Below are 20,205 nucleotides of genomic sequence, written 5' to 3' on the forward strand. Positions count from 1 at the left end.
TACTCGCGCATACCCGACGCCATTCGTCGCGTCTTGCCATTTTTTTCTGATACCGACTATCGATGAAGCCAGTCCGCCTTCCCGCCGCTGCCACACTCGCGCTGCCACGATGGGCCTTGTTTGCGCTCGGCCTGCTGTACATCCTGCCTGGCCTGATCGGCCGCGAACCGTGGAAGAACGATGACGCCGCCAGTTTCGGCATCATGTGGACCATGGCGCATGGCGGCCTGAACGACTGGCTGTGGCCCAACGTGGCCGGCCTGTCGCTGCCCGACGAAGGCCCGCTGGCCTTCTGGCTGGGCGCCATCTTCATCAAGCTGTTCGGCTGGATCGACGGCGACGTCTTTGGCGCGCGCATGTCGACCATCGGCATCTTCGTCGTCAGCACCCTGTCCGTCTGGTACACCGCCTTCAACCTGGGCCGCCGCAACGATGCCCAGCCGCTGCGCCTGGCCTTCGGCGGCCAGCCCGAGCCGGACGATTTCGGCCGCACCCTGGCCGATGCCGCCGTGCTCATCTACCTGGGCTGCCTGGGGCTGCTGCAGCACAGCCACGACATCACGGCCGAAGCGCTGTACGTGTCCCTGATGGCCTATTTGCTGTACCGCGCCGTGCGCTACATGGAAGGCCCGTCCGTGCGCAATGCGGCCCTGCTGGGCCTGGCGATGGGCGGCCTGACCCTCGCGCGCGGCTGGATCACGCCGGCAGCGCTGAGCATTGCCCTGCTGCTGTGCACCGTCTTCCTGCGCCTGCCGCTGCTGCGCAGCGTGCGCCACCTGGCGCTGGCCATCCTGATCGGAGCCGCGCTGACCCTCGTCTGGCTGCTGCCGGGCGAATGGCTGCAACCGTATGGCCACTCGCCGCTGCACGCGTGGATGGAATGGAATTGCCGCCAGTTCAGCGCCCCGAGCCTGAAAAGCCTGCAGTATTTCTTGCGTGTCGGCATCTGGTTCTTCTGGCCAGCATGGCCGTTCGCCGCCTGGGCCGTGTATGCCTGGCGCCGCCAGCACCACGTGCTGCACATCGTCGTGCCGCTGACCTTTGTCGCCATGCTGGCCATCCTGGGCCTGTGCCATCCCGATCCCGACCCGAGCCAGCTGCTGCCGCTGCTGCCGCCGCTGGCCGTGATGGCCGCGTTCGGCTTGCTGACCATGAAACGGGGCGCCATCAACGCCATCGACTGGTTCTCCGTGATGGTGCTGACCATTTGCGCCCTTGCGCTGTGGCTGTTCTGGTTCGCCATCCTGACGGGCTGGCCGCCGAAACTGTCGCATAATGCCCTGAAACTCATGCCAGGCTTCAAGCCCGAACTCGACTTGCTGGCCTTTTTCGTGGCCGCCTGCGCCAGTGCGGGCTGGGTGGCGCTGGTGCACTGGCGCATCTCGCGCCAGCCGGCCGTGCTGTGGCGCGCCGTGGTCCTGTCGTCCGGTGGCCTGATCCTGATCTGGGTGCTGATCATGACCTTGTTCCTGCCGCCGTTGAACTACAGCAAGAGCTACGCCAGCGTGGCGCACCAGATTTCCGTCCACCTGCCGCCAGGCAGCAAGTGCATCAACAGCAACGTCGGCGCAGCACAGCGCGCCTCGTTCGCCTACTTCGGCCACCTGCCGTTTGCCAGCGTGGGGCAGCAGCAATGCGATGTGTTCCTGTTGCAAGACAGCATCAAGGTGCCTGACAGCAAGGAACAACTGCCCGAGCACCATGGCGCGGACTGGATCAAGCTGTGGGAGGGGCGCCGTCCCACGGATGACGTGGAACGTTTCCGCCTGTACCAGCGCGTCAGGTAAGCAGCAAAAAACCGGGCCAGGCCCGGTTTTTTTATGTCCGCAAAACAATCACTATCGCCAGGAAAAGTGTTGCTTTTAAATATAGTTAATTACCTAAATTGAACTAGAATTGTTTTTTAGATTATAATGATGGCCTGCGCGATGGCGGTGTCTTGCTTTCCCGCCCTATTCGTCCCCCAATTCACTATGAGATTGTCCATGAAATTATTTACTGCCCGTACCTTGCCGCTCATCAGCGCCGCCCTGTTCGCCTTCTCTTTCAGCGCTTCGGCCCAGGCAACCGTGATTGACCTCGGCGTCGCCAATGGCTACTCGGCCTTCATCTTCGGCAACATCGGCAGCAGCGGCGCCAGCGGCTTCACCAGCGTCGGTGGCAGCATCGCCGCCGGCGGCAATATCTATCTGGACAACTACAACGTCGGCACGAACAAAAAGCCAGGCAGCGCGGCCAACGCGATCGTTGCTGGCGGCAACCTGAACACGGGCTGGGGCACCATCGGTGGTTCCGCCGTGTATGGCGTCAGCAATCCCAACGCCACCTTGACAGCGCCACAATGGTTCCCAACCGGCAGCATCAGCAAAGGCAACGCTTCCACCCTGGACTTCGCGGGTACCAAGCAACAGCTGACGACCCTGTCGGGCGACGTGGCCAAGCTGCAATCGAACGGCACCGTGCTTTCGCAAAACAATGGTTTCAAGCTGGTGGGCGACATCAACGCCGACGTGAATATTTTCAACATCGATGCGTCGAACCTGCATAACCTGACCCTGGACCTGTCCTCGCTGAAAAGCACGGCCAGCATCATCATCAACGGCACGGCCACCAACATCACCTTGAGCGGCGGCTTCGACAATTTCGGCAGCTTCGCCGACCGCACGCTGCTGAACTTCGCCAATGCCACTACCACCAGCCTGAACAACGTCGGCATCAACGGCAGCATCCTGGCGCCGAACAGCGCGTTTTCCGGTTCGGGCAGCATGAACGGCACCCTGGTCGCCAATTCGGTCAGCTCGATCAATTACGGCCACGTGTCGATGAACGGCTCCGGCTTCAACACGGTCAGCGTGTCGGCCGTGCCGGAACCAGGCACCTACGCCATGCTGCTGGCCGGCCTGGGCTTGCTCGCCTTTGTACGCCGCCGCACGCCAGCGCGCGCACCGCAAGCCGCGATGGCCTGAGCTTTACGCTGAATCAATAAAAAACACCGGGCCGCGCGAGCGTCCCGGTGTTTTTTTATGGGCTGGCGAAAGACTTAGTCCGCGCCCAGCCCCAGATCCGTCGCCACCTGCTTGCGCAGCAGGTATTTCTGGATCTTGCCCGTCACCGTCATGGGGAATTCCTCGACGAAGCGCACGTAGCGGGGAATCTTGTAATAGGCGATCTGCCCATCGCAAAAGGCGCGGATGTCCTCGCTGGTGGCCTGCGTGCCCGGACGCAGGATGATGCAGGCGCACAACTCTTCACCATACTTGGCGTCCGGCACGCCCACGCACTGCACGTCGAGCACGCTAGGGTGGCGGTACAGGAACTCCTCGACTTCGCGCGGATAGATGTTTTCGCCGCCGCGGATGACCATGTCCTTCGAGCGGCCGACGATGCTGCAAAAGCCGTTGGCGTCGATCACGGCCAGGTCGCCCGTGTGCATCCAGCGCGCCGCATCGATGGCCTCACTGGTTTTTTCCGGGTCACCCCAGTAGCCCTGCATCACGGAATAGCCGCGCGTGAGCAATTCGCCCTTTTCGCCGCGCGGCACGATGCGCCCTTCCGCATCGATGATTTTCACTTCCAGGTGCGGGTGAACCCTGCCGATGGACGACACGCGCATTTCGCGCGGGTCTTCGATGGCCGTCTGGAAACTGACGGGCGACGTTTCCGTCATGCCATATGCAATCGTGATTTCCGCCATGTGCATCAGCTCGATGACCCGCGTCATGACTTCCATCGGACACGGCGAACCGGCCATGATGCCGGTGCGCAAATTCGACAGGTCGTATTGCTTGAAATCAGGATGGTCGAGGATGGCGATGAACATGGTCGGCACGCCATGCAGCCCCGTGCAGCGCTCGGCCTGCACGGTTTCCAGCACGGCTTTCGGATCGAACCCTTCGCCGGGAAACACCATGGCCGCGCCATGCGTGACGCAGGCCAGGTTGCCCAGCACCATGCCGAAGCAGTGGTACAGGGGCACGGGAATGCACAAGCGGTCCTGTTGCGTCAGGCGCATGGCTTCGCCGATGAAAAAGCCGTTGTTGAGGATATTGTGGTGCGTCAGGGTGGCGCCCTTCGGCGCGCCCGTGGTGCCGGACGTGAACTGAATGTTGACGGCGTCGTCAAACTGCAAGGTAGCGCTCACTTCTTCCAGGTGCGCCAGGTCGGCGTCGGCAATGCCCTCCATCAGGGCGTCGAAGTTGTGCATGCCGGGTGTCGCGGCCGTGCCCAGGCGGATCACGTGGCGCAATTGCGGCAGGCGCGGCGACTCCAGGGCGCCGGCGCGCGAACGGGCGATTTCCGGCACCACGTCTTGCACGATGGCCAGATAGTCGCTGGACTTGAAGCTGGGCGACAGGATCAGCGCGCTGCATTGCACCTTGTCGAGCACGTATTCGAGTTCCGAACGCCGGTAGGCGGGGTTGATGTTGACCATGATCAAGCCGGCTTTCGCCGTGGCAAACTGGGTCAGCACCCATTCGGCGCAATTCTGCGACCAGATGCCGACCCGGTCGCCCGGCTGCAAGCCCAGCTTCAGCAAGCCGGCGGCCAGGCGATGCACGCGCTGCTGGAATTCCAGATACGTCCAGCGCACGTTCTGGTGCGCCACGATCAGGGCATCCTGCTGGCCATGGCGGGCGGCAATGCCGTCCAGGTAGGCGCCTATCGTTTCGCCGATCAACGGCGTCTCGTGGGCGCCGTGTACATAACTGATTGCTTGCATGCTGTCTCCAGGGTGTGTGGCGCGGCGCGCTCTTGTTATCGTCTTCGATGCAGAAAATTATAGCCGCAACCGCCCCCGCCCTGCGTCAGCTTGCTGTAATGTGCAGGCCAGCACATCCGACACTCACGGCACCATGACAGGCAATACGCAGCACCCGCCCGAACAGGGCTTCATCCTGACCCGCCACTGGCGCGATACCAGCGCCGGCACGGAAGTCGATTTCTGGCTGGCAACGGATGCCGGGCCCCGCCACGTGCGCCTGCCCGTGCAGACGGCCGTCGCCTTCCTTCCCATGGAGCAGCAGGAACAGGCGCAACAGCTGTTGCGTGGCGAGCGCCATGCGGAACTGCGTCCCCTGTCGCTGTGCGATTTTCATCACCGTCCCGTGCTGGGGCTGTACTGCAAGCAATACCGGCATTTGCTGAAGCTGGAAAAGCAGCTGCGCGCGCACGGCATCGACGTGTACGAAGCCGATATCCGCCCGCCCGAGCGCTATCTGATGGAACGCTTCATCACGGCGCCGGTAACATTCAGCGGAGAAACACTGCAGGAAGTACAGCTGAAACCGGCACCCGGCTACCGCCCCGCATTAAAACTGGTATCGCTCGATATCGAGACGACGGCCCATGGCGAGCTGTATTCGCTGGCACTGGAAGGCTGCGGCCAGCGCCAGGTGTACATGCTGGGGCCGCGAAACGGCGGCGATGACGCCGTGGACTTCGACCTCGAATACTGCGACAGCCGCGCACAGATACTCGAGCGCCTGAACACATGGATGGAGCGCCACGATCCGGACGCCATCATCGGCTGGAACCTGGTGCAGTTCGACTTGCGCGTGCTCAAGCAACATGCAGAGCGTTATCAAGTACCGTTGAGGCTGGGACGGGGCGGTGCCGTGATGGAATGGCGCGAACATGGCGGCAAGCAAGAGCACTATTTTGCGGCCGCGGCGGGCCGTTTGATCATCGACGGCATCGAAGCCCTGAAGTCGGCGACGTGGAATTTTTCCTCGTTCAGCCTGGAAAACGTGGCGCAGACGCTGCTGGGCGAAGGCAAGTCCATCGACAATCCCTACCAGCGCATGGCGGAGATCGATCGGCGTTTCCGCGAAGACAAGCCGGCGCTGGCCCGCTACAACCTCAAGGATTGCGAGCTGGTCACGCGCATCTTCGCTAAGACCGAGCTGCTGACCTTCCTGCTGGAACGGGCCAGCGTGACGGGCCTGGCGGCCGACCGCAGCGGCGGCTCCGTGGCCGCGTTCGAACACCTGTACTTGCCGCTGATGCACCGGCAAGGTTACGTGGCGCCCAACCTGGGCGATGTCTCCGGCGACAACAGTCCGGGCGGCTTCGTCATGGATTCCCAATCGGGCCTGTACGACTCCGTGCTGGTGCTCGACTATAAAAGCCTGTACCCGTCCATCATCCGCACTTTCCTGATCGACCCCGTGGGCCTGGTGGTGGGCACCAGCGGCGACGAGGCCGATACCGTGCCCGGCTACCGTGGCGCGCAGTTTTCAAGGGTCAAACATTGCCTGCCCGCCATCGTTCAACAGGTGTGGCAAGGGCGCGAGACGGCCAAGCGCGAGCGCAACGCACCCCTGTCGCAAGCGTTAAAGATCATCATGAACGCGTTCTATGGCGTATTGGGCTCGAGCGGCTGCCGCTTTTTCGACCCGCGCCTGGCCTCCTCGATCACCTTGCGCGGCCACGACATCATGCACCGCACGCGCGAGCTGATCACGGAACAGGGTTATCAGGTCATCTATGGCGACACGGATTCCACCTTCGTGTGGCTGAAAACGGCGCATACGGATGAAGAAGCGGGCAAGATCGGCCGCGCCCTGGTGGCGCACGTGAATGCGTGGTGGGACCAGTATCTGCGCGCAGAGTTCGGCCTGGAGAATGCGCTGGAACTGGAATTCGAGACGCATTACCGGCGCTTCCTGATGCCCACCATCAGGGGCTCGGAAGAAGGCAGCAAGAAGCGCTATGCGGGTCTGGTGGGCAAGCCCGACGGCAGCGAACAGATGGTCTACAAGGGCCTGGAAACCGTGCGCAGCGACTGGACGCCGCTGGCGCAGCAATTCCAGCAAGCTTTGTACCTGCGAATCTTCCAGCGCGCCGCCTACCAGGACTATGTGCGCGACTACGTGGCGCGCACCGTGCGCGGCGAATTCGACGCTCTATTGGTCTACCGCAAGCGCCTGCGCCGCCCGCTCGACGACTACCAGCGCAACGTGCCGCCCCATGTGCGCGCGGCACGCACGGCCGACGCCTACAACCTGGCGCAGGGCCGGCCGCTGCAATACCAGAACGGCGGCTGGATCAGCTATGTCATCACGGTGGCCGGCCCGGAACCGCTGGAAACGCAGCGCTCGCCCATCGACTACCACCATTACCTGACGCGCCAGCTGCAGCCGGTGGCCGACGCGATCCTGCCCTTCCTGGGCGACGATTTTTCGCGCCTTGTATCGGGCCAGCAGGATTTGTTTTAAATCAATTTTACTGACCGGCATGACCAAGCTGAGGTAATATCGGCGCCTGCCGGGCTTATCTGCCCCTGTTTGCAGGCGCTGTGCGCCGCGGCAGCGTAAAATACGCCATGGCGAAAGAATAAGAGCTGTACCCAAGAAGAAGATGCCGCTCCAGACGAGAATCGTTCGCAAGAAGATTGTCGCCACTGAAAGGGCGCATAATTTATCACTATGTTGAACCAGTACGCCGGACTGCCCATCGTCCGCCGGCTAATTTTTGAATGAATTGATACCATGACCGAGATCACGTCCTTAAGAGACATCCCGCAAAAAAATATCTTCCGCAAGGGCGACACCTTTGTGCTGTTCGGCGAGCTGTTCGGCCGCGGCTATGTAAATGGCTTGCTGGACGAAGCGCGCAAGGCGGGCATGAATATCGTCGGCATGACGGTCGGCCGCCGCGATGAAAACATGGCGCTGCGTCCGCTGAACGCGGAAGAGCTGGCGGAAGCCGAAGCCAATCTGGGCGGCCGCATCATCAATGTGCCGCTGATGGCCGGTTTCGACCTCGACGCGCCAGCCGGCGAACCGACGCCGACAGCCCTGCTGGCCGACATGACCCTGAAAAGCTGGCAAGAAGACAAGCTGGACTGGGCGCAGATCGAACGCTGCCGCGAAGCCGGCATCGCCCGCTTCAGCGCTTCCGTGGCGAAAGCCATGGCCGAGCTGGACAGCCTGATTCCTGACGGCAGCAATGTATATTTCGCCCACACCATGGCTGGCGGCATTCCGAAAGTCAAAGTCTTCCTGGCGATTGCCAACCGCATCTACAAAGGCCGCGGCGAGCGCTTCATGTCCTCGCGCGCCCTGCTCGACAGCGACCTGGGCAAGCTGATCCTGATGAACTTCGACGAAGTCACGGCCAACACCCTGCAGCACCTGATCGACGGCAGCGCCGCCATCCGCGCCCGCATCGAGCAAACGGGCGGCCAGGTGCGCTACAGCGCCTACGGCTACCACGGCACGGAGATCCTGATCGACGGCAAGTACCAGTGGCAAACCTACAGCAACTACACGCAAGGCCTTGCCAAGATGCGCCTGGAAAACGTGGCCAAGGCCGCGTGGGACAAAGGCATCAAGGCCACCGTCTTCAACTGCCCGGAAATCCGCACGAACTCGTCCGACATTTTCGTCGGTGTGGAACTGTCCCTGTTCCCCCTGCTCGACGCGCTGAAAAAAGAAGGCGGTGCAGCCTGGGCCGAAGAGCAGTGGAAAATCTGCCAGGGCTTGCTGGAAGACGGCGTCTCGCTGCAAGACTTGCTCGACCGTATCGCCGCCTACAATGGCGACGCCACCAGCGTGCAGTTCCGCAACTTCGCCGCCTGGCCGATGGACAACACGCCGGAGCTGGCCGACGTCATGATCGGCACCTCGGACGACATCACCAAGCTGCACAAGGACCGCAAGGAACTGATCACCGACCACCTGAGCTCGCTGGTCCTGGAAGGCACGGGCCCGCTGATGTTCCACGCCATGTCGGAGCCACAAGCCCCCGTCGTCTGGCTGAACCACGACATCATCGCGCGCCAGCTGAACTCCGTGCATAACTGATACCGGCCCAGCCGCCGTCCGACAACGCCGTCCCGGGCCCGCGCCCCGGACGGCGTTTTTCATGCAAAGCCAGCATCCGATTAATGGGCTAAACCGTATGCCAAGCGAAAAACTTGCCGTATCGCGATAAATCAGTGATAATGCGTCTCGCGTTGCCGGGATGGCGGAATAGGTAGACGCACGGGACTCAAAATCCCGCGCTGGAAACAGCGTGCCGGTTCGATTCCGGCTCCCGGCACCACAGAACACTTTAGTCGTACCTGATCAAACCCGCCCATCGCCAGATGCTGCGGGTTTTTTTATGTCAGCGCCCCAGCCTGCGCTCCAGCCCCGCCTTCACTCCATCCCACTCCGTATCAATCATGCTGAAACGCACGGAGTTGCGCTTGCGCCCGTCCGGCATGATGCGCTCGTGGCGCACGATGCCTTCCTGCACCGCGCCCAGGCGCACAATGGCGGCGCGCGACTTGGCGTTCAGCTCGTCGGTGGTGAATTGCACGCGCACGGCCTGCATGGCTTCGAAGGCATGCGTCAGCAGCAGCAATTTCGCTTCCGTGTTCACGCCCGAGCGCTGCACGGAGGCGGCCAGCCAGGTGTGGCCGATTTCCATCTTGCGGTTGATACGGTCGATCTTCCAGAAGCGCGTGCTGCCGACGATGGCCCCCGTGGACTTTTGCACGATGACGAAGAGCATGACCGTGCCGGCGCGCCGGCCTTCCAGGGCCGTGGCGATGTAGGCGGCCATGGTGGCGGGGCCGGGCACCACGGTCACCGTCATGTTCCACAGTTCGCCATCGGCGGCCGCCTGCAGCAGCTGTGGCCCGTGCTCGGCCTGCAACGGCAGCAACTCGACCAGCTGGCCACGCAAGGCGATCTCCATCGCTTGCTCCATCAATAGCCTAACGGCCGCACGCCAAACAGCACGCCATGCAACCAGAATGCCAGCAGCAGCCACAACACGCAACCCGCGCCGGTGGCGATCAGGGTGCCTGCCATGGTGCCGCCCTGATAGGCCACCCCGGCCGCGCGGTCGCGCTGCACGGCGGCATACAGATCAACGGATGACCAGACGAGGAAGCCGCCGAACAGCAGCACGTCGGCCACGTTGCCGTTGGCCAGCAGATGCGCGACGGCCCACAGTTGCGTGCCCAGCAGCATGGGATGGTGCACCCAGGTCTTGATATGGTTGCGCGGCACATTGGCCGCCGCCAGTAAAATCAGCGAGAACAGCATCAGCAGGGCACTGATGTGGCGCAAGCCCATGGGCGGCGTCCACAGCACCTGCGGCTGCTGGCGCGCCAGGCCATAGCCCCAGATGATCAGGCCCAGCCCGGCAAACGCCACGAGCGAATACAGGCCCTTCCAGCGCTTTTCGCCGAGGCGCGCCAGCTGGGCGCTGCGCCAGTCGTCGGCCACGATGCGCACCGAATGCAAGCCCAGGAACAACAACAAACCGAGTATCAGCACCGTCATCGTCCACTCCCCAGTCCATATCCTCTATCCAGCATACGCGGCGTCATGGCCGCTGCCTTCCGCGCAGATCAACGTTCTTCGCGATAGTAGTCGCAGCCCTCGAAAGTGGTGCGCAGCGCCTGCTGCAGCTGGGCATAGCGCTCGGGCGTCAAGTTAAAACGCACGTCGATCTGGCCGTCGTCATCCATCTGCATGGCAGCCTCGGCATCCATCTGCACGGACAGGCGGTTCGGATGCAGGATCACGGCGTGCATGTGGCCATACCAGGCAAATTCCTGGCCGCAGTATTCGATATACGGCTCGTCCATGCCCATGGCCACGTCCTGCTCGTCGTACTCATCGGCGCGCTGCAGCATCAGGTAGACGGGCTCGCCTTTGCCGGCTGGCGCGGCCAGGGTGGTGATCAGGGCGTCGTCTTCATTGATGACGGACAACTCGGTGGCGGTAAATCCTGCGGACATGGCGTGCTTTCAACAATTCAAGGGATGCCGCCACCATAGCGCAAAAGCGGCATGGGCAACATAGCGCGCGGCGAAAAAAGCCTGCCATCACGAAAATCCATCGCCGCCTATAATTGCCGCTCCAAACTATTTCTACAGGAGACCGCCTTGACCGCAGCATCGCCCTACACCATCCGCCTGGCCATTCCCGCCAGCGCCACCTACCAGCACCTGCGCGTCGCCGCCGGCCTGAGCGCGAAAACCACGGAGGCGGCCGCCAGGGGCTTGCCGAATTCCCTGTTTGCCGTGCAAGTGCTGCATGGCGACGAGGTGGTGGGCATGGGCCGCATCATCGGCGATGGCGGCTGCTTCTTCCAGGTGGTCGATATCGCCGTGCTGCCGGCCCACCAGGGCAAGGGCTTGGGCAAGCTGATCATGCGCGAAATCCGCCAGTTCATCGATAGCGACGTGCCGGAAAGCGCGTATGTCAGCCTGATCGCCGATGGTCAGGCGCAAGACCTGTACGCGCAATTCGGTTTCAAGCACACGGCGCCCGCCTCCGTCGGCATGGCGCTGAAGCGCTAGGCGCCCGATGCCGGCCTGGCTCGTATGCGCCATGGCATTCGCGCTGCTGTTGAGCGCTGCCGCCTGGCAGGCCGAGCGCACGCTGCAGCGGCGCGGCCGCACGACGCGCTGGCTGTGGCTGGCGGCCATCGCCGCGTCCGTCCTCCTGCCCCTGGCGTGGCTGCCCGGCGTGCTGGCGGCCATGCCGGCGGAACAGGCGCAGCTGAAACTGGGCTGGTTCATGCTATCGAGCGGCATGCTACTGCTGTTGGCGCTGCGCAGCGTCTGGCTGCTGTCGCACCAGCGGCGCTGGCAAAAAGCCACCTTGCTGGGCACGCCCGTCTTCCTGAGCGGCGGCATCGGTCCCTGCGTGGCGGGGCTGCTGCGGCCCCGCATCGTGATGCCCGTCTGGCTGCAACTGATTCCGCCGCCACAGCAGGCGCTGCTGCTGGCGCACGCACAATGCCGGCTGGCCGCGCGCGACCCGCTGCTGCTGGCCATGACATACGCCTTGATCGTGCTCATGCCATGGAACCTGCCCCTGTGGTGGCAGCTGCACCGGCTGCGCTTTGCCATCGAAGTCGATTGCGACGCGCGCATGCTGGCGCACGGCCACGCGCTGCGCGACTATGCCTTCGTCCTGCGCCGGCACGGCCAGTATTATTCGGGACTGACGGGCGCCTCGCCCATCGTGCTGAACGACCCGCTAGCGCTGCGCTGGCGCCGCCATCTGATGGCCAGATTTACCCGGAACCAGGCGGCGAACTTGCTATAGTAGCGGCAACGCCGCGCAATGCGCCCGCGCTCCCGGCTCCCCCATCAGAAATCAGAGAGATACCATGCTTTACCTGCTTGCCATCGTGATCGTCATCGCCCTGCTGTACTACGTCTTCAGTGGCCGCACGCCCGTCAAACCGCTGCACAAGCCGCTCGTCTCGGTGCGCCAGTACGTGCCGGCGATACCTGCGGGCGCACCCGCGCATCACTGGACCGATGAGGGGCGCTTTGCGTCGGAAGTGGAAAACGAATCGATGTACCAGCCCGCCATCGCCAAACTGGCCGGCGAGCATGGTCCCGGCAATGCGGAAGAAAAATGCCTGGCCCTGCTCGTCTGCGACGATGCCAATCCGTTCCAGGACAAGGCCATCGCCGTCTTCATCGATGGCCAGCTGGTCGGCTACCTGTCGCACAACGACGCGCTGCGCCTGCGCCGCAACCTGGGCCGCATGGACCTGGTGGGCCAGCTGACCTCGTGCGACGCCGTCATCCGCGGCGGCGGCCTGTGGAATGGCAAGCGCTTGTCGTACGCCGTCTGGCTGGACTTGCAGCCCTACAACTAAAAGCTATCCCGCGCGCGCTTGCCTGACGGCGCGCGTGGCGATAAAGCTGGGCAGATACTTTTCAATTTCAAAGCGCGGGTGGGGATGCATTTCCTCGTGGTATCCCGCCAGCACGAAGCCCGCCGCCAGCTGGCCGCCGATCTGGCTATCCAGGCCATGGCCGAAGATCAGTGCCTCGCCCCTCTCCATGCGCGCCGCCAGCGCGTCCGGCGGCAAATCCTCCACATCCGAATACGGCAGCACGAAACGGGGCCGTATCAAGCCCTGTTTTGCCCATTGCGGGTCGCGGTCGCCGATGAACACGGCCGGGTTGAAAAAGCTGCTCAAGAGCACGCCGCCGTCGGCCAGCACGCGCGCGCATTCGCGCCACACGGGGGCAATGTCCGGCACGTACTGGTTCGACACGGGATGGACGATGACATCGAAACTGGCATCGGCAAAGCAGCCCAGGTCGCGCATGTCGCCCTGCACGGTGGCCAGCTGCAAGCCGTCGCGTTCGGCCACCATGCGGTCTTTCGCCAGTTGCTGCTCAGACAGGTCGAAGACGGTCACCTGCGCGCCGGCAGCCGCCAGCACGGGCGCCTGTTGCCCGCCGGCGCCGGCCAGGCACAGGATGCGCTTGCCTTGCACGGCGTCCAGCCAGCCGGCCGGCAGAGGTCCGGGCGTCAGGTGGATTTGCCACTGCCCGGCGCGTGCCGCCGCGATGGTGGCGCTGTCGACGGGCTGCGACCACGGACTGTTCTGTATCGCCTGGGCATCCCAGGCTTGCTGATTATGCAGCAAGAAATTGTTACCTAAAGGCATAGTCATCCTTTCAGAAAAAAGCAGGACGCGAATGTAGCATGACACCAGGCACGACGTCACACTTTGCAAAAAAACCACATAATTCCTGATCGCAACTTCCTAGTCAGCACCACCATTTCACGGGCACGGCAAGGTGGGCGGCCTACTTTCGCGCATGGGCACGGCTTGCACGACAGGGAAAATAATTACAATTAAGATATTTGTTTCCTGAAATCTGGTAAGGTAATCCGCATCGATCACCCGCAGTGGCGGCAGGCGCACACGCCAGCGCCAAACGCGTCACCTGTTTGCCTACGATGATACCTGCCAGCGTCCAGCACCTGTTCCACGTTCCCGCCGATCCGGCCCAGCTGCATCACGGCGTGCATGCGCCGGGACTGGTGCTGCTGTCGCTGGTGATCGCCATTTTCACGTCGTGGATGGCTTTCCAGATGACGGCGTACAGCCGCGCGCAGGCGAGCATCAGCCGCCGCTTGCACCTGCTGTGCCTGCTGGCCGGCAGCCTGGCCCTGGGCTGCGGCGTGTGGGCCATGCATTTCATCGGCATGCTGGCCTTCGAGCTGGGCACCAGCGTCGCCTACGATCCGGGCCTGACCTTGCTGTCCATCGTGCCCAGCGTGGCGGCCTCGTTCGTCGCCCTGGCCACCATCAGCCGGCGCACCGTCACGGCGCCGCTGCTGCTGCGCAGCGGCTTGCTGGTGGGCCTGGGCATCGGCGCCATGCATTACACGGGCATGCACGCCATGCGCATGGGCTTGTCGCTGCGCTACGAACCACTGCTGTTCGCGCTCTCGCTCGTCGTTGCCGTGGCGCTGGCCACCCTGGCCCTGTGGATACGCTTCGGCTTGCGCGGCTGGAGCAGCCGCATAGCCGCAGCGCAGCGCACGCTGATCAGCGCCTGCGTCATGGGTTGCGCGATTACCGGGATGCATTACATGGGCATGCAAGCGGCACGCTTCGTGGGAACGATTCCCCCAGGCAATGATGCCGATGCCAACCGGCCCATGCTGGTGATCAGCGTGACCCTGCTGACCATCGCCCTGACGATCCTGGTCGCCTCGGCCGTGGGCATCTTGCGCTACCGCGAACTGTTTCGCCACCTGAACCAGAGCGAACACTGGACGCGTTCGCTGCTGACGAGCACGGTCGACGGCGTCATCACCATCGACCGCCACGGCAGCATCGTCGACTTCAACGGCGCCGCCGAGCGCATCCTCGGCTGGCGCTCGGCGGAAATCGTCGGCCGCCATGTCAGCGTGCTGGTCAGCGACGTGCGCCAGTCGGAACAGAACGGCCTGCTGTATTACCTGCGCACGGGCGAAGGCGATGCGTCCCACGCCAGCGAGGAAATCGTCTACCTGCGCAAGGATGGCGCCCCCGTGGCCGTGCAGCGCTCGATGGCCAGCGCGCGCCTGGCCGACCAGGATTTATATGTGCTGTTCATTACGGACATCAGCGAACGGCGCGCCATGCTGGCTGCCCTGCGCGAAAGCGAGCAGCAGTTGCGCTCGCTGATCGGCAATATTCCCGGCATCGCCTTTCGCTGCACCACGGCGGAAAACCAGCCCATGCTGTTCATCAGCGATGGCGTGGAAGCCATCACCGGCTATCCGCCCGCCGACTTTCTCGGTGCCGTGCCGCGCCGCACCATCACGGGTCTGATCGCCAGCGAAGAGCGCGCTTACGTCATCGATGTCTTCAACCACAGTGTCGCCAGCGGCGAGCCCTACCTGCTTGAATACCGGCTGCTGCATGCCGACGGCACGGCGCGCTGGCTGTGGGAGCGGGGCACCGTGGTGCACGATGCGGCAGGCGCCGTGCGCTGGGTCGACGGCGTCATCCTCGACATCAGCGAACGGCGGCAAATGGAGGAAGACTTGCGCATGGCCAAGGAAAAAGCGGAGCTGGCGGCCGCCACGCGGGCCAGCTTTGTCGCCAACATGAGCCATGAAATCCGCACGCCGATGAATTCCATCCTCGGTTTTACGGATGTGCTGCTGGACTCGCCACTGGCGCCCGAGCAGCGGCGCCACCTCGATACCGTGCGCCAGTCCGGCCGCTCACTATTGCGCCTGCTCAACGAAGTGCTCGATACGGCCAAGCTGGACAAGGGTGCCATGGCGCTGGAATTGCGCGACTACAGCCTGCTGGCGCTGGTCGATGAACTGGCATCCACGTATGGCATCCATGCACGCGCCAAGGGCTTGCGCATGGAGGTGCAGTACGACCCGCAACTGCCGGCCGTGCTGCATGGCGACGAATTACGCATGCGGCAAGTGCTGGGCAACCTGCTCGACAACGCCATCAAGTTCACGCCCGGCGGCGCCGTCAGCCTGGCGGCCCGCTTCGAGGATGGCCAGCTGCACCTGCTGGTGCAGGACAGCGGCATCGGCATCCCCGCGGAACGGCGCGACGCCATCTTTGAACCGTTCGTGCAAGCGGACGCCTCGACCACGCGGCGCTTTGGCGGCACGGGCCTGGGCACCACCATCAGCCGGCAACTGGTGACCCTGATGCAGGGGCGCATCTGGGCCGATGCCGCCTTGCCGCACGGCAGCGTGTTTCACGTCATGCTGCCCTTGCTGCCGGCACGCCAGGCGGCGCTGCCCGCCAGCGAACGCCGCAGCGTGCGCCTGCCGCCCCTGCGCGTGCTGGCCGCCGACGACGTGCCGCAAAACCTGGAACTGCTGAGCTTACTATTGGGCAAGCGCGGCCATACGGTGGTGACGGCCGGCGATGGCGCGCAAGCCTTGCAGCTGGCGCAGCAGGACGACTTCGACATTCTGCTGCTGGACTTGCAGATGCCGCGCATGGATGGCCTGGCCGCCACGCAAGCCATCCGTGCCGCCGCCCTGCGCGATGGCCGCCCGCGCGTGCCCGTGATCGCCATGACGGCCAGCGTGCTCGATGCGCACCGCAAGGCGGCGCGGGCGGCCGGCATGGACGGTTTCGCCACCAAGCCTGTCGAGTGGCAGGCGCTGTCGCAGGAAATCGCCCGCGTGCTGGGCCTGGCGGCAGAAGCGGGCGACGATGGCGGCGAACCGGCGGCGCCCGCTGGCGGACGGGTGCTGCACCACGCGGGCGCACTGCAGCGCTGGGCCGGCAACGACAGTGCCTACCACGCGGCGCTGGCCCGTTTCGCACGCGAGCATCCCCGCTTGCCGCCTGCCCTGCTGGCCGCCATCGAGGCGCGCGATCACGCGGCGCTCTTGCCGCAGAGTCACCAGCTGCGCGGCGTGGCAGCCAATCTCGGCCTGGAACAGCTGGCCGCCAGCCTGGCGGCGCTGGAGCAGTGCTGCGCCGGTCCCGCTCCCGCTCCCGCCACGGCCCAGCAGCTCGACGAGACCTTGGGCGCCCTGCTGACGCAATGGCCGGCGGCCCTGGCCGCCATCGCCCGGCTGGCGCCGCCTGCATTGCCGGCGGCAACGGCGGGGGCCATCGATGCGCCCGCCGCCCGGCAAGCGGCCAGTTCCCTGCTGCACGCCTTGCGGCGCGGCGAGCTCGATGACGCGGCGCAAGCACAGTTGCAGCACGCCATGGGCGCGCAAGCGGACGCGCTGGCGCCGCTGCGGCATGCCATCGACGATTTCGATTTCCCCCTCGCGCAGTCGCTCCTGCACGACTTGCTGCACACCTTCGCACCGGAGTCCCCATGAATGCACCCGCCAGGCCCGTGATTCTCGTCGTCGACGATGAGGCGGCCAATTTGCAATTGCTGCGCCAGATATTGCAGAACGACTACGCGCTGCTGTTCGCCAAGGATGGCGCGCGGGCACTGGAACTGGCGCAGCAGGAACGCCCGGCCCTGATCCTGCTCGACGTGATGATGCCGGGCATGAGCGGCCACGACGCCTGCCGCCAGCTGAAAGCCGCGCCACTGACGGCCGCCATTCCCGTCATTTTCGTCACGGCCCTGAACGACATGCGCGACGAACTCAGTGGTTTTGAAGCGGGCGCCGTCGATTACATCACCAAGCCGCTCAGTCCCGCCATCGTGCGCGCCCGCGTGCGCACGCACCTGTCGCTGGTGCGCATCGACGAGCTGAAGGAAACGCGGCTGCAGATCGTCCAGCGCCTGGGCCTGGCGGCCGAATACAAGGACAATGAAACGGGCCTGCACGTGATCCGCATGAGCCATTACGCGCGCCTGCTGGGCGTGGCCGCCGGCATGGACGAGACCGCCGCTGACGACCTGCTGCACGCGGCGCCCATGCACGACGTGGGCAAGATCGGTATCCCCGACCGCATCCTGCAAAAGCCGGGCAAGCTCGACGCGGATGAATGGGCCATCATGCAGACGCACGCGCGCATCGGCGGCGACATCATCGGCGAACATGCCGAAGGCGGCATGCTGGCGCTGGCGCGCGCCATCGCCCTGTCGCACCATGAAAAATGGGATGGCAGCGGCTACCCGAACGGCTTGGCGGGCGAAGCGATTCCCCTGGCGGGGCGCATCGTCGCCGTGGCCGACGTCTTCGACGCGCTCACCTCGGTGCGCCCGTACAAGCGCGCGTGGTCGGTACTGGACGCCGTGGGCTATCTGCAAGCGCAACAAGGCAGCCATTTCGATGCGCGGCTGGTCGGGCTGTTTGTGCAGGAACTGCCCGCCATCGACGCCATCCGGCTGCGCTGGGCAGAGAAAGAGGAACACCACGCGCCCTCTTGAAGAATGAACTCCCGCCACGGCCAGCGTTGTTGCGTCACACAGGGAAGTGCCGGACAGATGGCGCCGGCGCCGATGCAGACCACTGGAAAGGCAAGGAGTTCAATGCCATTATGGCTGGCGACGGGCCAAACATTTTGATGCACATCAAATGGATCCGCATTTCCTGGCTGTGGACTTGCGGATGGCCATGGCCCGTGTTTTTTTGACCCACATCAAGCCCAGCATAAGAAAACCGCCCGCCGGCAAGGCAATGCTGGACTTGCCCGTGTTGCCGTTCTAGCCTTGTTGCCATCCTGACTAGCGAATGACAACATGGCCTATAAATCCATCCTCGTCCACGCCGACCTGTCGCGCCATGCGCCGCAGCGCATCGCCATCGCGGCACGGCTGGCGCACGCGCACCAGGCGCACCTGATCGGCGCCGCCATGACGGGCCTGTCGCGCTTTTACGTGGAAAACAACCGCGGCATGCGCGGCAGCGCCGTGGCGGCGCAGATCAACGCCCTGCATGGGCAGGCGGAACAGGCCCTCGACCAGTTTGAAACGCTGGCGCGCCAGGCCGGCACCGTCTCGCTGGAACGGCGCCTGATCGAAGACGATGAGGATGGCGGCATGGCCGTCAGCGCCCGCTACAGCGACTTGACGGTGCTGAGCCAGCACGACGACAGCGAAGCGCTGCCCGGCGCCATGAGCGACCTGGTGCCCTACGTGATGCTGAACGCGGCCCGTCCCGTGCTGATCGTGCCGCGCAGCGGCAAGTTCACGCAGATCGACAACACCGTCGTGGTGGCCTGGGATGGCAGCATGGAAGCGACGCGCGCCATCGGCCACGCCCTGCCCCTCTTGCGCGCGGCGCGCCTGGTGGTGCTGGCCCTGCTGCACCCGCCGGCCGGCCATGCACAGCCGGCCCGCCATCCGGGCGCCGACATCGCCGCCTACCTGAGCCGCCATGGCGTGCCCGTCGAAGTGCGTCCGGCCATCGCCACGGGCGACATCGGCGCGGCGCTGCTGGCCATGGCCGCCGAAGTGCATGCGGACCTGCTGGTGATGGGCGGCTACGGCCACGCGCGCTTCCGCGAAATTTTACTCGGCGGCGTGACGGAAACGATCTTGCGCCAGATGACCTTGCCGGTGCTGATGGCGCACTGAAACCAAGCGCGCTCCATGTCGTTGCACAATGGGTATACTTGCCTGTTTATCCATATCAAAGCAATGTACATGAACCAACAACTCGTCAATTGGGGCAATAGCCTGGCGCCATTCGGCGGCGAACTGCTGTGGACCGCCCTGCCGTGGATGCTGCTGTGCAGCGCGGCCGGCTTCGTGCTGGCGCTCGGCATCTGCTACCAGCTGGCCAGAAAATGCCTGCTGGTGCGCCGTCCCCGCGCCTGGCATGTGGCCGCCAAGCTCAGCTATGTGCTGATCCTGCTCGCGCTGCCGCTCCTCGGTGCCGGCTTTGGCGCCGTGCACAGCGTGCACCGCGTGGTCAACCAGGCCCTCGAGCGCGACTTGCAGCCCGTGGTCGAAGCACAGATGCCGGCGCTGCGCGTCTACCTGGAACAGCAGGTCAAGCTGATCGCCCCAGGCCAGCCCATCAGCGTGCGCAGCCTGCTGGAACCATTCGTGCAAGGCATGTATTACCAGCCCACATCCAGCAGTTACTGGGAACGCAGCAAGGCGCGCTGGATCAATGAATTCATTCTGCGCCGCGGCAGCGTGCTGCTGACGCAGGTGCTGCAGGAACAGCTGATCGCCAGGGTCGGCCTGCTCGGCGAAGCGCTCAAGGGCGCCAACTTCCGTGGCCAGGCGACGGGCGAACTGGCCGCGCTGGGCACCGATCTGGCCGTGCGCCTGACCACCGACGTGGCGCGCCATGCCGACTTCAGCAAACTCGACAAGTCAGTGCCGATGATTTTCATCGACGCCATCAAACGGCAAGCCGGCGCCTATTTCAATTCGCTCAAGATCACGCTGGGCCTGTTCGCGCTGGCGGCGCTGCTGCTGGTATGGGGCGAGATCATGCTGTACCGCCATTACTACCTGCGCCGCCATCCGCCCGCCGCCGCCCTGCCCGTGCCGCCCATGTAAAAAAAGCCGCGCCTCCTTGCGGA

Annotated in this window: 16 protein-coding genes and 1 tRNA gene; 12 read left to right on the forward strand and 5 right to left on the reverse strand. The window is 64.2% G+C overall.

Annotation, left to right across the window (positions count from 1 at the left end; genetic code table 11):
* Nucleotides 1-62 precede the first annotated feature (62 nt).
* Nucleotides 63-1,787 carry a glycosyltransferase family 39 protein gene (locus O3297_RS18405; RefSeq protein ID WP_034780504.1) on the forward strand — a complete coding sequence of 575 codons (1,725 nt, stop codon included), beginning with the start codon at nucleotides 63-65 and terminating at the stop codon, nucleotides 1,785-1,787.
* Between the two features lie 198 nt (nucleotides 1,788-1,985).
* Entirely contained in the window at nucleotides 1,986-2,966 is a 981-nt protein-coding gene (locus O3297_RS18410; RefSeq protein ID WP_070281654.1) for a choice-of-anchor A family protein, read from the forward strand.
* Between the two features lie 74 nt (nucleotides 2,967-3,040).
* Here O3297_RS18410 and O3297_RS18415 read toward each other — a convergent pair whose 3' ends face one another.
* Nucleotides 3,041-4,720 (reverse strand): AMP-binding protein, encoded by a 1,680-nt coding sequence (locus O3297_RS18415; protein ID WP_305049373.1) that lies wholly within the window; start codon nucleotides 4,718-4,720, stop codon nucleotides 3,041-3,043.
* 133 nt (nucleotides 4,721-4,853) lie between these two features.
* Here O3297_RS18415 and O3297_RS18420 point away from each other — a divergent pair, with 133 nt between their 5' ends.
* The 3 genes from O3297_RS18420 to O3297_RS18430 all read left to right on the forward strand — a co-directional run bounded on the left by O3297_RS18420 (nucleotide 4,854) and on the right by O3297_RS18430 (nucleotide 9,048).
* Nucleotides 4,854-7,217: a DNA polymerase II gene (locus O3297_RS18420; RefSeq protein ID WP_305049374.1), complete on the forward strand. Its 2,364-nt coding sequence runs from the start codon at nucleotides 4,854-4,856 to the stop codon at nucleotides 7,215-7,217.
* A 273-nt stretch (nucleotides 7,218-7,490) separates the two neighbouring features.
* A complete protein-coding gene (locus tag O3297_RS18425) occupies nucleotides 7,491-8,807 on the forward strand; it encodes a hypothetical protein (protein WP_034780514.1) in 1,317 nt (438 codons plus the stop codon).
* 154 nt (nucleotides 8,808-8,961) lie between these two features.
* Nucleotides 8,962-9,048, forward strand: a tRNA-Leu gene (locus O3297_RS18430).
* Between the two features lie 63 nt (nucleotides 9,049-9,111).
* Here O3297_RS18430 and O3297_RS18435 read toward each other — a convergent pair.
* From O3297_RS18435 to O3297_RS18445, 3 genes are all read right to left on the reverse strand, one after another.
* Complete coding sequence (locus O3297_RS18435; protein WP_305049375.1) at nucleotides 9,112-9,699, reverse strand: GNAT family N-acetyltransferase; 588 nt, start codon at nucleotides 9,697-9,699, stop codon at nucleotides 9,112-9,114.
* Nucleotides 9,699-10,280 carry an NnrU family protein gene (locus O3297_RS18440; RefSeq protein WP_176385684.1) on the reverse strand — a complete coding sequence of 194 codons (582 nt, stop codon included), beginning with the start codon at nucleotides 10,278-10,280 and terminating at the stop codon, nucleotides 9,699-9,701. The genes O3297_RS18435 and O3297_RS18440 overlap by 1 nt, the downstream gene beginning before the upstream one ends.
* Nucleotides 10,281-10,348: 68 nt before the next feature.
* Nucleotides 10,349-10,741, reverse strand: coding sequence for an Imm10 family immunity protein (locus tag O3297_RS18445; protein WP_052140012.1), 393 nt, complete (start codon nucleotides 10,739-10,741; stop codon nucleotides 10,349-10,351).
* 147 nt (nucleotides 10,742-10,888) lie between these two features.
* On the opposite strand from O3297_RS18445, the gene O3297_RS18450 reads away from it, so the two are divergent.
* From O3297_RS18450 to O3297_RS18460, 3 genes are all read left to right on the forward strand, one after another.
* The gene (locus O3297_RS18450; RefSeq protein WP_034780821.1) at nucleotides 10,889-11,305 is read left to right on the forward strand and encodes a GNAT family N-acetyltransferase; all 417 of its coding nucleotides are present in this window, start codon (nucleotides 10,889-10,891) and stop codon (nucleotides 11,303-11,305) included.
* 7 nt (nucleotides 11,306-11,312) lie between these two features.
* A complete protein-coding gene (locus O3297_RS18455) occupies nucleotides 11,313-12,059 on the forward strand; it encodes a M56 family metallopeptidase (RefSeq protein WP_305049376.1) in 747 nt (248 codons plus the stop codon).
* A 64-nt stretch (nucleotides 12,060-12,123) separates the two neighbouring features.
* A complete protein-coding gene (locus O3297_RS18460; RefSeq protein ID WP_305049377.1) occupies nucleotides 12,124-12,624 on the forward strand; it encodes a hypothetical protein in 501 nt (166 codons plus the stop codon).
* 3 nt (nucleotides 12,625-12,627) lie between these two features.
* On the opposite strand, the gene O3297_RS18465 is transcribed toward O3297_RS18460, so the two are convergent.
* The gene (locus tag O3297_RS18465) at nucleotides 12,628-13,428 is read right to left on the reverse strand and encodes a class I SAM-dependent methyltransferase (protein WP_370385415.1); all 801 of its coding nucleotides are present in this window, start codon (nucleotides 13,426-13,428) and stop codon (nucleotides 12,628-12,630) included.
* A gap of 296 nt (nucleotides 13,429-13,724) precedes the next feature.
* On the opposite strand from O3297_RS18465, the gene O3297_RS18470 reads away from it, so the two are divergent.
* From O3297_RS18470 to O3297_RS18485, 4 genes are all read left to right on the forward strand, one after another.
* Entirely contained in the window at nucleotides 13,725-17,084 is a 3,360-nt protein-coding gene (locus O3297_RS18470) for an MHYT domain-containing protein (RefSeq protein WP_305049708.1), read from the forward strand.
* A complete protein-coding gene (locus O3297_RS18475; protein ID WP_305049379.1) occupies nucleotides 17,081-18,094 on the forward strand; it encodes a two-component system response regulator in 1,014 nt (337 codons plus the stop codon). Before O3297_RS18470 ends, O3297_RS18475 begins: the two co-directional genes overlap by 4 nt.
* A 312-nt stretch (nucleotides 18,095-18,406) precedes the next feature.
* Nucleotides 18,407-19,243, forward strand: coding sequence for a universal stress protein (locus O3297_RS18480; RefSeq protein WP_034780539.1), 837 nt, complete (start codon nucleotides 18,407-18,409; stop codon nucleotides 19,241-19,243).
* Between the two features lie 69 nt (nucleotides 19,244-19,312).
* The gene (locus O3297_RS18485; protein WP_139144108.1) at nucleotides 19,313-20,182 is read left to right on the forward strand and encodes a hypothetical protein; all 870 of its coding nucleotides are present in this window, start codon (nucleotides 19,313-19,315) and stop codon (nucleotides 20,180-20,182) included.
* Nucleotides 20,183-20,205: the final 23 nt, after the last annotated feature.

This window comes from Janthinobacterium sp. SUN128, assembly GCF_030587275.1.
In the GTDB taxonomy this organism is placed as follows: Bacteria; Pseudomonadota; Gammaproteobacteria; order Burkholderiales; family Burkholderiaceae_D; genus Janthinobacterium; species Janthinobacterium lividum.

Bases quoted from the DNA above. Each gene is read 5' to 3' on its own strand.
- O3297_RS18480 (WP_034780539.1), top strand. From the start codon at position 18,407: ATGGCCTATAAATCCATCCTCGTCCACGCCGACCTGTCGCGCCATGCG.
- O3297_RS18475 (WP_305049379.1), top strand. From the start codon at position 17,081: ATGAATGCACCCGCCAGGCCCGTGATTCTCGTCGTCGACGATGAGGCG.
- O3297_RS18460 (WP_305049377.1), top strand. From the start codon at position 12,124: ATGCTTTACCTGCTTGCCATCGTGATCGTCATCGCCCTGCTGTACTAC.
- O3297_RS18405 (WP_034780504.1), top strand. From the start codon at position 63: ATGAAGCCAGTCCGCCTTCCCGCCGCTGCCACACTCGCGCTGCCACGA.
- O3297_RS18410 (WP_070281654.1), top strand. From the start codon at position 1,986: ATGAAATTATTTACTGCCCGTACCTTGCCGCTCATCAGCGCCGCCCTG.
- O3297_RS18470 (WP_305049708.1), top strand. From the start codon at position 13,725: ATGATACCTGCCAGCGTCCAGCACCTGTTCCACGTTCCCGCCGATCCG.
- O3297_RS18415 (WP_305049373.1), bottom strand. From the start codon at position 4,720: ATGCAAGCAATCAGTTATGTACACGGCGCCCACGAGACGCCGTTGATC.
- O3297_RS18420 (WP_305049374.1), top strand. From the start codon at position 4,854: ATGACAGGCAATACGCAGCACCCGCCCGAACAGGGCTTCATCCTGACC.
- O3297_RS18485 (WP_139144108.1), top strand. From the start codon at position 19,313: ATGAACCAACAACTCGTCAATTGGGGCAATAGCCTGGCGCCATTCGGC.
- O3297_RS18465 (WP_370385415.1), bottom strand. From the start codon at position 13,428: ATGCCTTTAGGTAACAATTTCTTGCTGCATAATCAGCAAGCCTGGGAT.
- O3297_RS18440 (WP_176385684.1), bottom strand. From the start codon at position 10,280: ATGACGGTGCTGATACTCGGTTTGTTGTTGTTCCTGGGCTTGCATTCG.
- O3297_RS18425 (WP_034780514.1), top strand. From the start codon at position 7,491: ATGACCGAGATCACGTCCTTAAGAGACATCCCGCAAAAAAATATCTTC.
- O3297_RS18445 (WP_052140012.1), bottom strand. From the start codon at position 10,741: ATGTCCGCAGGATTTACCGCCACCGAGTTGTCCGTCATCAATGAAGAC.
- O3297_RS18455 (WP_305049376.1), top strand. From the start codon at position 11,313: ATGCCGGCCTGGCTCGTATGCGCCATGGCATTCGCGCTGCTGTTGAGC.
- O3297_RS18435 (WP_305049375.1), bottom strand. From the start codon at position 9,699: ATGGAGCAAGCGATGGAGATCGCCTTGCGTGGCCAGCTGGTCGAGTTG.